Origin of the sequence: Mesorhizobium sp. M1423, assembly GCF_040317575.1 — a bacterium.
Lineage (GTDB): Bacteria > Pseudomonadota > Alphaproteobacteria > Rhizobiales > Rhizobiaceae > Mesorhizobium.
In genome coordinates, this window is sequence record NZ_JAMYKU010000043.1 from 1 (window position 1) to 15166 (window position 15166).

The 15166-nt window shown below is 56.7% G+C and carries 11 protein-coding genes and 3 pseudogenes; 6 read left to right on the forward strand and 8 right to left on the reverse strand.

Annotation, left to right across the window (positions count from 1 at the left end):
• Positions 1-214: 214 nt before the first annotated feature.
• On the reverse strand, positions 215-484 hold the full coding sequence (locus NKG95_RS31915; protein ID WP_353043529.1) for a hypothetical protein: 270 nt from the start codon (positions 482-484) through the stop codon (positions 215-217).
• 208 nt (positions 485-692) lie between these two features.
• On the opposite strand from NKG95_RS31915, the gene NKG95_RS31920 reads away from it, so the two are divergent.
• The 4 genes from NKG95_RS31920 (at position 693) to NKG95_RS31935 (ending at position 3535) form a co-directional block, all read left to right on the forward strand.
• Positions 693-869, forward strand: coding sequence for a hypothetical protein (locus NKG95_RS31920; RefSeq protein ID WP_352684617.1), 177 nt, complete (start codon positions 693-695; stop codon positions 867-869).
• A gap of 97 nt (positions 870-966) precedes the next feature.
• On the forward strand, positions 967-1242 hold the full coding sequence (locus NKG95_RS31925) for a hypothetical protein (protein WP_353043531.1): 276 nt from the start codon (positions 967-969) through the stop codon (positions 1240-1242).
• A gap of 501 nt (positions 1243-1743) precedes the next feature.
• Positions 1744-2139 carry a hypothetical protein gene (locus NKG95_RS31930; protein ID WP_353043533.1) on the forward strand — a complete coding sequence of 132 codons (396 nt, stop codon included), beginning with the start codon at positions 1744-1746 and terminating at the stop codon, positions 2137-2139.
• A 1213-nt stretch (positions 2140-3352) separates the two neighbouring features.
• Complete coding sequence (locus NKG95_RS31935; protein ID WP_353043534.1) at positions 3353-3535, forward strand: hypothetical protein; 183 nt, start codon at positions 3353-3355, stop codon at positions 3533-3535.
• A 233-nt stretch (positions 3536-3768) separates the two neighbouring features.
• On the opposite strand, the pseudogene NKG95_RS31940 reads toward NKG95_RS31935, so the two are convergent.
• Positions 3769-4956 (reverse strand): annotated as a pseudogene (locus NKG95_RS31940) (IS3 family transposase).
• Between the two features lie 60 nt (positions 4957-5016).
• On the opposite strand from NKG95_RS31940, the pseudogene NKG95_RS31945 reads away from it, so the two are divergent.
• Together NKG95_RS31945 and NKG95_RS31950 are read left to right on the forward strand one after the other, a co-directional pair.
• Positions 5017-5285 (forward strand): annotated as a pseudogene (locus NKG95_RS31945) (FAD-dependent oxidoreductase); the annotation flags it as partial.
• A 335-nt stretch (positions 5286-5620) separates the two neighbouring features.
• Positions 5621-6815 (forward strand): annotated as a pseudogene (locus tag NKG95_RS31950) (IS3 family transposase).
• Positions 6816-7114: 299 nt separating this feature from the next.
• Here NKG95_RS31950 and NKG95_RS31955 read toward each other — a convergent pair.
• The 6 genes from NKG95_RS31955 to NKG95_RS31980 all read right to left on the reverse strand — a co-directional run bounded on the left by NKG95_RS31955 (position 7115) and on the right by NKG95_RS31980 (position 15155).
• The gene (locus tag NKG95_RS31955) at positions 7115-7687 is read right to left on the reverse strand and encodes a T6SS phospholipase effector Tle1-like catalytic domain-containing protein (protein WP_353043568.1); all 573 of its coding nucleotides are present in this window, start codon (positions 7685-7687) and stop codon (positions 7115-7117) included.
• On the reverse strand, positions 7581-7829 hold the full coding sequence (locus NKG95_RS31960; protein ID WP_353043536.1) for a T6SS phospholipase effector Tle1-like catalytic domain-containing protein: 249 nt from the start codon (positions 7827-7829) through the stop codon (positions 7581-7583). Before NKG95_RS31960 ends, NKG95_RS31955 begins: the two co-directional genes overlap by 107 nt.
• Positions 7796-8020 carry a phospholipase effector Tle1 domain-containing protein gene (locus NKG95_RS31965; RefSeq protein WP_353043537.1) on the reverse strand — a complete coding sequence of 75 codons (225 nt, stop codon included), beginning with the start codon at positions 8018-8020 and terminating at the stop codon, positions 7796-7798. The genes NKG95_RS31960 and NKG95_RS31965 overlap by 34 nt, the downstream gene beginning before the upstream one ends.
• A 630-nt stretch (positions 8021-8650) precedes the next feature.
• On the reverse strand, positions 8651-9811 hold the full coding sequence (grrM, locus tag NKG95_RS31970) for a cyclophane-forming radical SAM/SPASM peptide maturase GrrM/OscB (protein WP_353043539.1): 1161 nt from the start codon (positions 9809-9811) through the stop codon (positions 8651-8653).
• Between the two features lie 410 nt (positions 9812-10221).
• Complete coding sequence (locus NKG95_RS31975) at positions 10222-13542, reverse strand: nSTAND1 domain-containing NTPase (protein ID WP_353043541.1); 3321 nt, start codon at positions 13540-13542, stop codon at positions 10222-10224.
• Entirely contained in the window at positions 13539-15155 is a 1617-nt protein-coding gene (locus NKG95_RS31980; RefSeq protein WP_353043542.1) for an effector-associated domain EAD1-containing protein, read from the reverse strand. Before NKG95_RS31980 ends, NKG95_RS31975 begins: the two co-directional genes overlap by 4 nt.
• Positions 15156-15166 lie beyond the last annotated feature (11 nt).

A 15166-nucleotide genomic window follows, 5' to 3' on the forward strand; every position in this document is an offset into this window, starting at 1 on the left:
CGCACCGGCGCCCCGCCAACCACCATTGCAGAGGCCGTGGCGCCTCGAGATTGCGCCGGTATTGGCGACGCGCGAAGGCTGGGTCGATTCTGGGCGAAGGCAGCCGCTGCGACGCAACTTCATACCGGAGAATGGAGGCCGCGCTGGGAGGTTGTTGCTTCGGGCTACCAACTCAAAGTGATTGTCCGGGAGAGTTCGACGATGTCGCCATAGATCATCGAACCAGTGACGAGAAACATTTATCACCGAGGACTTCGAAGAGTGAGCTTGACGCGGCACAAACCGGCAGGTTCTTCGAATTGGCGTGCGTGCCGAGGGTCGCGGTTTCGACCTTGCGGTCCTTGGCTTCGGCACAGCCGACACTGATCGCGAGGATTGCGATAGCAATGAGAGTCGTCTTGCTCATATTTTGCCCCTGGAGCCAGCTCTTGTCGGGTAAGTCGCGCGATGCATCAAAGTAGCACTGGCCCACGATCGGCTTCATCCATCGATCGGAGGAAGCGGGCTCATCCATAATTAGCAATATCTTGAGTAAGGCGCCGAGCGCACCTGACTCATGGAGCGGCGCGCGGAATTTCCATTCGTGACGAGGTGGCGATCACGGCCACCTTCGCAGACGGGTCACTGAGGACCACGTCAGCGTTTCCATCCCGAGCTATAGCTTTCCGCATTCGATCATCGATCATACCAAGGTGAAGAAGGGGCAGCAGATCGAGCTCGCCGGAGAGATCACGCTCATAGACGAGGAAGGCGGCAGGGTGACCGTCGATCTGGGACCGCTGGTGACGATCGACATCGACAAGGTCAGGCTGGTCGAGAAGTACAGGACGCCAAAGCGCAAGAAGCCGCTGCGCGACATGGTGGATTAGCTCGCGGACCGCCGCTTATCACGCGACATCGGTACCACTCAAACGAATGGCAATTTTCTGTCTGAATGCGTTTAGGGTCCATGCTCGGAGACCACGCATGGGTATCGCGCGGGAGACAGGTGACTCCCCGTTTCAAGGCGTCGAGATGCTACGAGCACTGAAAAGTCAGTTCCTTAGACCTAAAGATCGGGCGATCTGCCAGCGGGTTGTCGACCAGGTAACCGCCGACGCCAAATGGTACAGCACCTCGATAGATGGTCATATTCTGGCCTCGACGACGCTGAATCTCTTTCAATCAGGGGTCGTAAACGAAACGAATTTGCTGGCACATGTTCGCGCGCGGCGCCACGACTTCACTAAACTGACAGGCTAGTTCTTCAGCCTCGCGACATGGGCGCGAAATGCGGTTCTTCGGAATCCGCCGGGCGGTCATGCAGCAAGTTGAGCGCCCGCTTTAGGTCCCGATGCAAATTGTCGATGGCGTCGTAGTGCGGACAGAACGGCCTTAGGGACAACTGCGCGACCCGCAGTTCCTTCGTCAGTAGGCATGCCTGCCGCTCCATCTTGGCAACATGTACTCGGAAATCTGTTCATGGCGGCCACGGTGCGGCATCCCGCAAAATAGGAATATATTCCGCATGCCGTCAAGGCACATAGACTTCGTCCCGCCCTCAGCGCATGCTCGCCGCGGGCGTTTTGGGGGAACCATGAAAACAAGTTATGTGCGTTTGTAGCCATTAGCGTTTTGTCGGGCTGCGCTACTCGCCCAGCCGACATCAAGCCCATGCTGGTTTCGTCCAGCGTATACGCGGGCAAGTCCTGCAGCCAGTTGGAAGCCGAACTTTACCGAACGAGTTCCGACCTGGCGACGATAATGGCCGTACAAGACAGAACCGCCCGTCCGGACGTGGACGGCGTGTTTTGGCTTGGCCTGCCGGTCGGCAGCATGATGGACAACACAGACATCAAGGCACGTGAAGCCAAGATCGGCGAGCTGAAGGGCAACATGGACGCGATCAACGCAGCCCGACGAAAGGGCGGCTGTGTTGACCGGCACTTTGTAAGCCGTTCCAACGTTAAAATTGTCCGCTTGCTTCCCGCCCTCGCGACTGCGGAGTGGTCGTTTAATCGATCGACTCGTAATGGACCGGCAGTTAATCTCCCCGCCAGGGCAAAAAGAGGGGCTATGAAACTGGGAGCAAACGATGACTGTCCAAAAAGAAGACTATCGAACCAACAGAGCCGACTACGCCATAGCTGCCATGCATAGCCGAGCGACCGCTGAGGGCGATCGTGACGATTTGGTGGTGAGGAAAAAGTCCCTGTGGGTAACAGATTGGCGATCTGCAAAATTGGCTGCAAACCCGTCCGAAAGCTCGCCAGAACCCAAGGCAAAAGCGCACGGTAAGTGAATCGTGCCAGCCACTTTCTTACCGCCGCGTACTTCGTTCGCAGGGTTCTGTTACATTAGATTTATCTAATATACTAACCAGCCAGTTGAGCATTCCCGAACGCTCGCTGGTCAGGCCCAGCGGCCCCCCTAACCCAAGCTGCTGGGCCGCCACTCAGAGCAAAGCGCGATGTATGAGCATACTAGCATAACGGTGATCGTCTCCACCTTGCCGGCCTTGCTTAGCACCACCTGAAAATCAGCTTCTCCCCGAATGTGCGGGGTCCCAGTGGCCATCGCTAGACATTTCGAGATTTGCGGTACGAGCCGGCTCGCTTCATCGGCATGAGCGGTGACGGAGTACATCATCTTGGCAAATCAACACAGCCGGCATCCTCGTCCCCGCGTTCGGTCGAAAGCTAGGTGGAACAATCAGGGTGCGCAACTTGTCATCACTGATATTGCCGCTTCACCCCAGCTTTGAGCGCGCGCCCTTCCGCCTGCGTGGTTCACCGTTTTTTCACTTTATTAGCGCACGTTCATAAACGGACATGTTGGTGTAGCTTGTACGTGCCCAAAGCCCCGGCGCAACGACCCAGCGCCGGGGTTTTTTGTCCGCCTGGTAATCCGCGTGTTCAATCCGAGGTCGCTCTCAATTCGAACGCGAGCGAATTACGGCGCAAAGTCCCTTAGGCAAGACGCTGTGGGCGGCACCGCGGTGCGAAGCGCGAGTGCGGAGGAACTTTCTGGCACTCCGCCAATTATTCTGCATGTCCCAAACAGCACACGTCGAACCGCCCCTTCTCTCCCAGGACAGCCCGGACAGGAGCGTGAACTGCGCAGTCGCCCTCGAAGGCGCGTACGCCGCTCTGGTGTCCTCTTGCATCGAGCAAGGCTGGACGGCTTAACAGACTGCCACCGCACTTTTCAACCTCGCCAAGGAACATCTCGAACAGCTCAAGGCGAGGCCATCGACTTAAGCCTAGCTGCGCGTGTTTCGACATTTCGACGTCGCGGTGTCGGATTATTTGCATGCAAACCAGTTTTACGACGCTATCCTCCCATCCTCAACGGAAGATTCTGGGAGGAATGCATGGCTGCGCATGAGCAATATGCCGTTGAAATTATTAGGGACAAAGAGTGGTCGGTTCGCGTGACGGTCAACGGCACCACCACCGCGGTCCCTTTTACATCTGAGAGCTACGCGCGTTCGTTTGCAGACGGTCAGGCGTTCCGACTGGGCGTTCAGGTCGCGGAGACCAAGAAGGCGGCCTAGCTGCGCGCTTGCCCCAAGAGCCCCACAGCGATTGAACCTCGAGTCACCAAAGCCGGTTGAAATTAGCCGTTGCGCGGCATAAGAGCTTGTGCCTAGTTAGTACGTGGCTCGCACGAACAAACAGACTGACTGTGACGACCTGTAGATGGCGCGACCTTTGCACGGAACACGGTTCTCGGTGATCCGCGATTTTTGCGAAGAGCGCGGGCTTGCGCTGACGTTGCCCCCAGTTTCTATCCAGTTTTGAGTTCGTTTCCGGCGTGGGTTGTGCCCTGCTGGGCGGATGAAGCGCGACGGGCGCTGGCGCGGAGCCTTTGGCATAGCGCAGCGCGAGCGACCATCGCAGATTGAAGGTGGTGGCGAACTCGGCCGGTGTCTGCCAGGCGATTTGGGAATGCGGCCGCGCGGTGTTGTAGTCGGCGCGCCACAGGGCGTGCGACGCGTGCCTGAGCCAGCGAAGTAAACAGCGTCTCGTTGAGCAGTTCATCGCGCAGTCGGCCGTTGAAGCTCTCGATGAAGCCATTCTGCATCGGCTTGCCGGGCGCAATGTAATGCCATTCGACGCGGTTCTGATCCGCCCAGGAGAGGATGGCGTTCGAGGTGAACTCGCTGCCATTGTCGCTGACGATCATTCTCGGCCGGCCGCGCTCGGTGATGAGCCGGTCCAATTCTCGGGCAACCCGCATGCCCGAGAGAGACGTATCAACGATGAGTGCCAGACACTCTCTCGTGCAGTCGTCGACGACGGCCAGGATGCGGAAGCGGCGCCCGTCTGTGAGCTGGTCCGATACGAAGTCGAGCGACCAGCGCTCGTCGGGCCTCAGCGGCACCACCATCGGCGCCTTGGTCCCGATCGCCCGTTTGCGGCCGCCACGGCGGCGAACGGCGAGCTTCTCCTCCCGATAGAGCCGGAACAGCTTCTTGTGGTTCACGACCAGGCCCTCCCGCCTCAGCATCACGAGAAGACGCCGGTAGCCGAACCGGCGACGCTCCTGCGCGATCGCCTTCATCCGCTCGCGAAGCTTGCCGTCGTCCGGCCTGCTGGTCTCGTAGCGACCCGTCATGCGGCAACAGCCGATGGCTTTACACGCCCGCCGTTCGCTCATCCCGAAGCCTTCCTTCACGCGAGCGACAGCTTTCCGCGGCCGCGGGCGTCACCATTTCTTTCCCACAAGATCCTTCAACGCGGCATTGTCGAGCATGGCGTCGGCCAGAAGCCGCTTCAGCCGCGTGTTCTCGTCCTCCAGAGCCTTCAGTCGCCGAGCCTCGGAGACATCCATCCCGCCGAAGCGGGCCTTCCAGTTGTAAATCGAGGCGTCGCTGACCCCGTGCTTGCGGCACAGATCGGCAACCGATACCCCGGCTTCATGTTCCTTCAAAATTCCGATGATCTGCTCTTCAGAGAAGCGGCTACGTTTCATGTCCTGGTCCTCTCGATGGGCCAGAACGAACTTCAAACCGGATTAGATCAGAGGGGCAAGGTCAGTACGAGCGCCTATTCCGGATCACTTCTTGATTTGCGCGCTGGAACTATCCAGCCACTCGATTATGCACGAGGACTTGCTCGCGCGGCTATCTCCAAGCCAAAATATATAATTCAAGAGGGGTTACCGGGGCCGAGCGATCAAAAGGCAAGTGGACATTGCACACAGCAGGAGGCTCGGTCGAGGCCGACTGGGTCGTAGTTGCAACGGATGCTTATACGAAAGCTCCCTGGCAAGAGCTGCGGCATGAGCAGATACATATTCCTAATCTGTAGGTCACAGGTTCGATTCCTGTCGGGATCACCATCCTTTTCAATCACTTAGCGGACCACTGCCGTACTATTTCTGAATTAGTATGGCAATTAGTACGGCAAAGTTTGTGACTTTCGGTTCGCGCGCGTTGCTGGAGGGAGACACTAGTCTAGCTTGAACGGACTACGCTTCAGTTTCTTGGTAGTTTGTGAATCTGCAGCCGCACAGGGCCGCCCCTATCGCAACTGGTGCAAAATAGTGCCCGCTCGACGGAGCTTAACAGCGCATCCTTGCCGTCGTGACCTGCCACTGAGAATTTCCTCCATCTGAGATTAGAGTCCGGGCCTTGATTGAAGGACGGACTGATGAAGAGAAAGAAGAGCAGATCATCGCGGTTCTGCGCGAGCATGAGGCGGGTGCGAAGGCGGGCGATCTTGGCCGCAAGCACGGGTCTCGGAGGCGACGCTGTATAACTGGAAGGCCAAGTATGGCGGGATGGACGTCTCTGACGCCAAGCGGCTGAAGGCTCTGGAAGGCGAGAACGCCAAGCTGAAGAAGCTGCTCGCCGACCAGATGCTCAAGCCTCGGCATTGCGCGAGCTTCTGTCAAAAAAATGGTAGGGCCCGCCGCCAAGCGCGAAGCCGTCGCGCATCTGCGGGCCGTCATGGGCCTATCGGAGGGTCGGGCCTGTTCCTTCGTCGGCGCCGATCGCAAGATGATCCGCTACCAGGCTCGCCGAGCGCCAGAGACGGAGCTTCGTGGTCGGCTGCGTGACCTCGCGAACGAGCGCCGGCGCTTCGGCTATCGACGGCTGTTCATTCTGCTCAGGCGCGCCAGCGCGAGGCATCGGCGATCAACCGTATCTATCGTCTTTACCGCGAGGAAGGACTGACGGTGCGCAAGCGTTGGGCGCGACGACGAGCCGTCGGCACGCGGGCGCAGATCCTGGTCGAGGCAAAGCCGAATGTGCGCTGGTCGCTGGATCTCGTGCATGACCAGTTCGCCTGCGGTCGGCGCTTCCGTGTGCTCAACACCGTCGATGACGTGACACGCGAATGTCTGGCCGCGATTCCGGACACCTCGATCTCCGGCCGTCGAGTTGCCCGCGAGCTGACGGAACTGATCGCCCAGCGCGGCAAGCCAGGCATGATCGTCTCCGACCACGGCACGGAGTTCACGTCGAACGCCATCCTTGCATGGTCGAAGGATCACGGGATCGAATGGCAGTACATCGCGCCAGGCAAGCCCATGCAGAACGGCTATGTCGAATCCTTCAACGGTCGCATGCGCGACGAGCTCTTGAACGAGAGCCTGTTCTTCGGCCTCGACCACGCCCGCAGCGCCATCGCCGAATGGCGGAGGACTTCAGCACCGCGAGGCCTCATTCCTCGCTCGGCTACCAGACCCCGGCGGCATACGCCGAGGACATCACCGCAACCGGCTCCGACGCTGTGCTGATCGAAGGCTACGCGCCTCCGCCGGTTGCTCAACACGCGCCAAGAGGCGCGACAGAAACGGCCAAGACTCTAATCGCCGCTGGATGAATGTTCAGTGGCAGGTCAATCGGCCGCCAACAATCGGATAGCGTTAGTCCTCAATCGAATAATTCGTCGGCAGATTGGGTGGCAGCGTATACGAAGCCTGCGCGCGCCCTACAACCGACCTGTGCACTCGAGCGCCATCCGGAATGGCGCGTCGCTCGAAGAGAGGGATCGCAATCCCGAGAATACTCGGCCACAGTGAGCCCAGCGCACGACGCTGTGGGAAGAATTCGAGAATTGCCCAAGCCCAATTCATTGAGTTATGTGGAGCTGAGTTAAAATCCGGCCCGACGTAGGGCTTGTCAGGATTGCTGCCCAGCACGATCTCTTTTACCGTTTGAGCGGTAGTGTAGGCCCATCTGCCCAGTCTGCTCGATCATCCATTTAAGCGGCAGCTTCGCGAGTGCGCTCGTGGCTTCCGGGTAGCCGCCACCAATGTCGCCGTGAACTCCTGGAAACCAAACCTCCCGAATGTCTTGTGGTTTGGAACTGCCTCGGTTGAAAGGATTGCCCCAATACTGCTCATCCTGGGTCCAGAGCATCGGACGAAACATGGTTCCGCGCTCGTCGATGCTGAGCGCGTGTCGGACGGCTTCGATGCTTCGATTTTTCTTTGTGAATGCATGCGAGCGGAGGCGAGGCCCATAGCGCCCATGCTCTGTGATCGAGGCGACCGTATCGAATAGACCAAGGAGTCGGATCGGTGGGCGATCCGGATCGAGAATACGCTCGTAGAGACGGACCTCGGCAAAACTGTTGTCGTCGTCGTCACCGATCCGCTTGTAGCCCCGGAACGCATAGTTCAGGAGATTGAGGTTGCGCCTGTCGATAAGGCCGACTGCATGGATGAAAACCCGCGAGCACCCGGGCGGAATATGCGCCTCGACTGAACCCGAAAGTATAGATGCGGTCGCGTTTCCCCTGCTCCTCGGACTTGCGGTGACCACTGCCGTAATTTTCAACGAGAAAGCGGTAGGCTTCCTTTACGTTTTGATCGAGGCCCCAACCGGTTGCCATGCCCCAAATCTCAACGGCCTTCCAAAACCTAAGCCAAACGTTTCAGCGCCGAAGGTTCCGATCCCCGGATCGTAGTAGACGAGCTGCCGATCGCTTTTTTCAAGGGTGCCATAGAGACGCAGGACGTTCGTTCGATCCGAAGAGATCTCGTCCGATGTGCCATCAAGAAGAATAATTATATTATTCGACATTTACCTTGACAAAAACGAAGCTTCGCCGCGAAGTATTAAAAGTATCTGGAGAAAGTACTCACGCCCGCGTTCTAGCCTCGCGTAACTTTACCGTTCATCGACCGTGTTCGTCAGATTATTTCCTTGCCGCATCCTCGATACCGATATTTGGTCTCTAGTCGCAGACTCTTACAGACCAACGACCATCTTTTCTCTTCACTACCGTCGCTGTATGACCTTGATCTTGGTATTCGTCCCTAACTACAGCTGCTTCTTCCTGCCTCGCATAGGAACCCACGAGAGAACAACTAGCCTGAACGTTCTTGAGAATGTCTTGTTGCGCGTGTTCAACATTGAGAAAAGGACCAGCATCAGCAGCGCACGATCCGAGGAACATTGCCACTGCAAATCCATGCATAGCTACAGACAGGCTATGTCGGCTTTTGTCGCAAACCTCGCAAACCCCTTGCAATGCGAACAGACCCAGAGAACCCGTATGCTCGATCGGAAGCGCAGGGTCCTCGTGGCAAAGCCCTGCTGCAAATCGCACGACCGCCCTCCCCCTAGCAGACGAGGCCGCCCGTCTCCCTTCGCCAGACAAGAATTGCCCTAGAGTTGTGACCATGTTCGATTTCCTGGGAACGGCAGGCGTCAACCTCTCTCTCCCGCGAGACTGTTTGGTGCTGGGTAGTTCGGGGGAGAAAACGAGCCGGGGGACAAGTTGTGGCTGGACAAGAATCTAAGGAGCGCGTCCGCTGACGCTTGTGTCGTGAGCCTGCAAAAATCGGTTTCTGTGGCTGCCAGACCACCTTTTTCGCAATACTTATTAACTGGCGAGCCACCGCCGCAAACTCCGAAATATCGGCATGACTCGCATGCAACTATACCCCTAGCAACCTCCTTTTCAGCCATCTTGAAGGATGAATTACATTTCAGAGACGGAAGGTCGTCGACGAGAATATTGCCGAAGATGAAATTATTGTATTCGGGAGCTCGTACCTCCATTAGCTCGGGCGAAAAGGTCGAGACGTTTCCATTTGCAGCAATCACGAGCGCCGCCCACGGTTCAACCTGCTCGTTGCCGACAAGCGGAGCGCCTGCCAGGATACCAGCGATCCTTTCAACTTCACGGATGTACAACGGATATCCCGACCGGTAGGCGAGCGCGAGCATCGAAACGAGAAAGTCCGTCAGCGCCGACTTGTAGTCGCGACCGCCAAAACTCGACGACCTGTTCGAACCTTCCAATTCATCGACACTGAAGCTCACGTCCTGAATGCCGTTATCTCTATAAAAATCGAAGAACTCCGGGGCGCTCGAGAGGCAGTCTGGGTGCAAAACCGTTATGACACGTGGCTCGAATTCGGCGTCCTGTAGGCGCTTCAGCCCGCGCAAGGCAAGATGCCAGGTAGGCTTCCCATTACGGGTCAGCCGCCGGGCGTCATGAAAGCGCTCCGGACCATCGATACTCAAGCTGACCTCCGTGTGCGTCCGCCGGAATAGATCGATCCATCGGGCGTCTATTGTGATCCCGTTGGTTTGCATCGCGAAATTGCTGTTTCGTGGCCGATCGGGTTCAAGACAGGCGTACGCCCGCTCATACCATTCGATCGGCGCCGCCGTCGGCTCACCGGCATGCCAGACTATCCCCGCCGCTGTGTCCGCGGGGAGCTGAGCGAGGATCTTCTCGCGAACGGCCTCGAGGACCTCCGCCGACATCAAGCTGCGATCATTTCGATGTGACAAATAGCAGTAGGTGCACCACAAATTGCAATATGGTGTCGGCTGGAGAATGATGAGCCGGGGGTCCATCACGAACTCAGCAATTCCTCCAGGCTCCGTTGAAGCAATTAGAAAAGTTCGGGAAGTTCGGGAAGTTCGGGAAGTTCGGGAAGTTCAGGAATTGTTGAGCCACTTGCTGGCCCTGCCCGGTGGGTCCCGCGGGCTTCGCAATCTCCGTTACACCGTTTGAAGATGGACCTTGAAAACGGATAAGGCCACCCGGTTCGAGGGCGTCGCTCGGTGAGATTACCCTGAAATCGATCGCACCGGATTCGGCAGCCAACACTAGCGCGAATGCGAGAGGAAGGGGACGTGTGCTCATCCGAACCGTCACCGTTTTGAAAGTTATCTGATCGTACTTTAAAATCCCAAGTACCGCTATCCCCTTAATGAGCCTAAACGAGGGACAGTTGGTCGGCTAATGCTCAGTTCTGAGCGGGTTATGGGGCTTCGTCACCCGTGGTGCTGGGAAATATGATTTTACGGGCGTTGTCCAGCGCGGAAGAGAACGCTCGCCATCCGACAACATACCTCCATGCTTTTCCCGATGTATCCAGAACAATCAAATAGCCATTGGAATCGATACGTGCGTCCACGATGGGCACCCCGATATGAGCCTGCCTAAGTCTAACACCTCTTTCATCGGTGCCCTCGGTCGACCTGTAAAGAACAAGAAACTGGGCACAATTGACTTCGTCAAACGTGCATTTCGGCTTGCCCGTGTCAGTGGGATTGTTAGCCGCAATTTGAATTTTCAGTGAATACAGGCTACCCTCAAGCGAGAGACCTTCAAACTTTCTGTCCTGATAGAGACCTGCCCCCCCTGGACTACAGTGACTGAACATCTTCTTGCAGTCGTTATCTGACAGATCTTGAGGCTGATTGATCCCTGAAATCTGCGAAATGTACAAAAATTCATCTTCTTCGCCAAGAGGAAGTATTAGCCCTTGAGCCGAGTCCATTATGAATGCGCTTGCGCCTCTTACAACTGCATTTTTCGATAAATCGTCGAAGGTTTTCTTGCTAAACGAATTGTCAACATTTATGCTAGTAACAGCGTATGGAGTTACGACTGTCGGTTCGTTTATCTGCAGAACCTTACTTTTCTTGCCATTTGGATGTGGCTTATCGACCACAGTAAGCGGGTAAAAGACCAGTCCATTCGGCTGAATCCTAAGCAACATAGATGTGCTATCGTCAACACAGATCTTGTCTTCGGTGTCGAACACCACTGTTTGCGATCGAAGATGCTCGTCATCAAGGCTAACGAAAGCGTATCCTGATGGAGAGGAATAACTTAGTTCAAAATCAACCGTTCTGACTAGCGGGATTCCCGCCTTTTTGTCCACCCTGCGGCAAGTTACATTGACCTTCCTTGCTGCACTCGGAAGCAGTTTGTCGTTGCCCACCCTTCCAATTGGGTGTTTTAGGATCGAGCGAGCTTTTTGGTTAAGAAGCTCCAGCGCAGCGTCAATGGTGTCAGTGCTCTGAGCGACACGAGATGTCCAATCGCCGGCAGACACGTTTTTGGCTCGACTTACAGCAAGGATGAGTTGAGAGTGAGCCCAAACTGGGTCATTACGCGCCGATTCCTCCGAAATACCTGCAAGGTTTCCCAGCAGAGTTAGGAGTTTTGCGGAATTATGGCCATTTATCCCAAGAACGGCAATGGTGATCATAGCAGCCGCCGGCAATAGGGCTACTTTGGCCAGCCACCTTGTTTTACCTGATGGCCAGAAACCATCTCCTTCGTTCCATTCTTTCGCCTTTCGGAACACGGTGGCAATGCTCGCAACTTGTGACTTTGCCAAATAGCGGGCTGCGTCGTCGCTCTCGGTCCCGAGGCCAGGCAGGGCCTTCTTGCCCGTTCGCTGCGATTCTTCTATCAGCTGGTTCTCTGCCCAAATCTCTCCAAGCCACCGTGGCGGCGTAAAAAGCCGGGCAAGATCAATGAAGGTAACATGCCGCAGAGCCTCTGCGGCTTGACGACGCTCGCCACCCCTGAGCCACGAACCCAGCCTGTGGAACCAGCGCCTTTTGTCCTCGGCCTCCCGTAGCGCCTTCTCTGCTTCAAGCGCTTCAAAAAGCGCCTTTCGGGTTGACTTTGCTTGCTCCAAGATGAACTGATAGCGCTCCCAACCCCTGATCAACGATTCATGGCTGACATCATAGGTCTTGCTTGCGGCGCCTGATGGGACACCTTCGCCTGCCAAAGGCGCGTTCCTGCGGGCAAATACGTAACCGCGGTGACGAAACACCTCCATGACGTCGTCCACCAGAGGTTCTTTTACGACCTTGGACGCATAATGGGGGGATTTGCGCTCCGGCAACGCGAAGAGCCGCTGGAGCAATCCCTTGCCGCCTGTATCCTGGGCATCGAGTACGGCTGCAGTCGCAATCTCCTCTGTCGTGGCGAAGCGCCGAACCCATCGGCCTCGGTCGTCCATGCGCGCCATGCAGGTGAAAGCACTGTCGATCAACTGCGACGCAGCGGTATCGCCCTCGACCTGCTTTGCTACTGCTTTCAAAGCGTCTTGCCGTGCATCCTCTGCGCATCGGTTTAAGCAAACCTGTAAAGGTCCCGTTGAGTTATGATCGAGGAAGTCATCAAGAGTTACCTCGGGCCGCCAGCCAGCATTTGCGGTGTTGTATTCCTTGCCCCAGCGCCCGACTGCCTCGTTCCAGATCGCGTGAATGGCGTGTTGTAGCAGGGGAAGGCTGTCCGGCTTGTGATCGAGGGTTTTGCTCAGCCGTTGCGTTTCTACGGTCAAGGAGTCGACGAGATCCTGCGTGAAGGGAGCGGTCGAGTGGTCTGTGCCTACGTCACCATAGGGAACGCCCCATGCATCGAAGACTCGACGTGCCGGCTCCACGATCGCCGCGTGAATGTCCCTCTCTTTTGTGAGCAGTTCAACCTGGATCGAGGTGGCGAAAATGATCTCGGAGAGGCCGTCATACTCTGCGCAGCGGTGCAGTTCCTCACTGCGCATGGTCAAGGTGATGAACAGCCCTTGGCGGGCGCGGCTGTGGACGGCTTTGACAAGCTCGACGATCGCCGCGGCTCCGACCGGATCGACCTCTTCGCGAAAAATCTCCTCGAATTGGTCAATGACAATCAGCAGATTGGCTGCTCCGACCTGCATGCCGCCCGAGCTGATCACATCGAGCGTCTGAAGCTCTTCATTCGCAAACCTTAGCAGGCGGTCATGATCAAGCACGCCTGTGGGCGCCAAAAATTGTGTGAGCGCCTCTTGGCAGGCCGATAGCAACGTTGCCCCTGCCAGAGTCTCAGCCACGCCAAACTGGGCGAATGTAGCAACAAGGGCGCGCTCACCGAACTTTCTATCGGCCAGCGGCTTGCAAACCGCCGCCCAGATCGCGTCGACGATGGCCTTATTCGGCGTCTTCCCAGGCCGGGCTGTGACAAGATACCAGCGCCCGCCGCGTTCCGGGATTCTCTGGAAGCGCTTCAAATAGGGTAGCAGCCCAGCAAGCACGAGCGACGACTTGCCAGATCCCGACCCGCCAAGCACGCCGACGACGTTGAATTTCTCGAGACGCTTGGCCAGCGCCTCGTCCTCGCCGGGCCGGCCGAAATAGAGCAGGCCCTCCGAGGGGGCGAAGCTCCTGAGCCCCGGATAAGGGGAAGGCGTCAATTGGTAAGGCGACAGCTCCGCCTCGGGATCCCTGTGCAATGCGTCCCATGCCGCAATTAGGCCTGCGAGACCGCTCTCCTCGTCGGGCTCGCCAGCGGCGATCATTGCGGCATTTTCTGGCCTGCCCGGCTCACGCGCCTCTGCAGTTCCTGAACCAGAGAGTTCAAGTGGCCAGAATCTACACGAAAGTCGCGCGGGCTTTCGACAGCCACGGCAACGAAGCGCCACCGTGCAATGATTTCATTCGTCGCTCCTCTCAAATATTGAAATGCGTGCTTCTCCGGCTTCGTCGTGGCGATGATTCCCAAGCAAAGAATGTTTTTTGGATCCACCCTGTTCTCTCTTGCAAATTTTTGAACGAGTTTGTCGATTGTCAGTATCCGGTCACGAAAATCGACGGGGATACTCCCATCCTGGTCAATCGAATCGTTAAAATTGTGTATTGCTACAACACCAAACTGGTATGACATCATATCATTGATAATCCTTGTCGCGTCCTCCTCATCGAAAAAAGGAACATCTTCCCAAGTTGGTGGTATATATCTGTTGGCAAGCGGTGCTGATACCCCCGGTATGATAATATCTCGAATAATATTCCCGCCCGGCATTTTTTTGTATTCGATATCTTGGTATCCAAATGGGGGAGGTGGTTCCCCCTCTAGGGGCTCGCGCCCTAGAAACCTTTCAACGAGCTGGTTCAGCTGGTGGCAATCTCCCTGATGGAACCAGAAAGAGTCCTCTTCGCTTCCACTAGATTGGAACGCCTGGCTCTCTTCGGGTTGGGCCTTAAGCCTGTCGGCGAAATCGTCGTCTTCCGTTTCCTGGGGGAGCCAGATTATATATTTGAAGCTGCTCGAAGGTGCCCCGGCAGCGACTTCGACATCCTTCTTCAACAGTAAAGGGTTAAGCGCGTAGGCGCGCGCCCAGGCGTTATCGATGGGCAGGATCAGCACGGGCCTACGTTCGGCACTGGCCCAGGCCAACAACTCGGGATGCGTGCCTTTCTTTGCCCACTTGTCCGGAAAGCTGGTAAACGAAACTCCACTCTTTCCCAAGTGCATCTTCAAATCTTCGACCGCCTCTTGTACGTCGGAAACCAAGCTCCCGCTCGGAGACCCAAGAATTACGGCTTCGTACGAGGGCAGCGGCGGGGGTGACGCGCCATTGAGCTTGACCTGGGGCTCAAAAATCCTCAGATTCGCGTCGTTCGGGCGCGAAATCCGCGCTTCGCTCAGAATTAACCTCCACCAAGGCGGAGATGCCGAGTTCGCCGTATCGAGGACCTTGGCAATAGCCTGAAGGTCATTGTCATTGGGCGCGATCATGTCTCCCGGCTTCCGTTCGAGGCGCTCAGCCACGAAGTCGTTAAAGTCCTCTCGGATGAACGCGGCGTTGAGGATATCCCGCAAACGGTCGATCTGCTCCTGATCCAACTGTCCCGGAAGAAGAGTTGCAATTTCGAAGTCACGAAGTGTCTTGCTAGCCGGGCGTTCCTGGCGGACTTTCGCCAGGAGATCGCGCCACCAGCATTCGGTGTTCGCTTTCTCCAATACCCTGCCGAATGCTACCGGATCTGTATCATTAGGCCCAACGATGTTCTTGAAGGGCCGCTTAGTCCAATGTGAATCGTGAAATGCTGCGAACGTATCTTGATTGAACGCTTCCGCGAGCGCATCTCGAAACTGCAAGAGCTGTTTGGGGTCGAGACGATCGGACATTTCTCCGCCCT

Coding starts and splice junctions, on each gene's coding strand:
- NKG95_RS31915 (WP_353043529.1), bottom strand. CDS start 484: ATGAAGCCGATCGTGGGCCAGTGCTACTTTGATGCATCGCGCGACTTA.
- NKG95_RS31925 (WP_353043531.1), top strand. CDS start 967: ATGGGTATCGCGCGGGAGACAGGTGACTCCCCGTTTCAAGGCGTCGAG.
- NKG95_RS31930 (WP_353043533.1), top strand. CDS start 1,744: ATGGCCGTACAAGACAGAACCGCCCGTCCGGACGTGGACGGCGTGTTT.
- NKG95_RS31935 (WP_353043534.1), top strand. CDS start 3,353: ATGGCTGCGCATGAGCAATATGCCGTTGAAATTATTAGGGACAAAGAG.
- NKG95_RS31960 (WP_353043536.1), bottom strand. CDS start 7,829: ATGGCAACCGGTTGGGGCCTCGATCAAAACGTAAAGGAAGCCTACCGC.
- NKG95_RS31965 (WP_353043537.1), bottom strand. CDS start 8,020: ATGTCGAATAATATAATTATTCTTCTTGATGGCACATCGGACGAGATC.
- grrM (WP_353043539.1), bottom strand. CDS start 9,811: ATGGACCCCCGGCTCATCATTCTCCAGCCGACACCATATTGCAATTTG.
- NKG95_RS31975 (WP_353043541.1), bottom strand. CDS start 13,542: ATGATCGCCGCTGGCGAGCCCGACGAGGAGAGCGGTCTCGCAGGCCTA.
- NKG95_RS31980 (WP_353043542.1), bottom strand. CDS start 15,155: ATGTCCGATCGTCTCGACCCCAAACAGCTCTTGCAGTTTCGAGATGCG.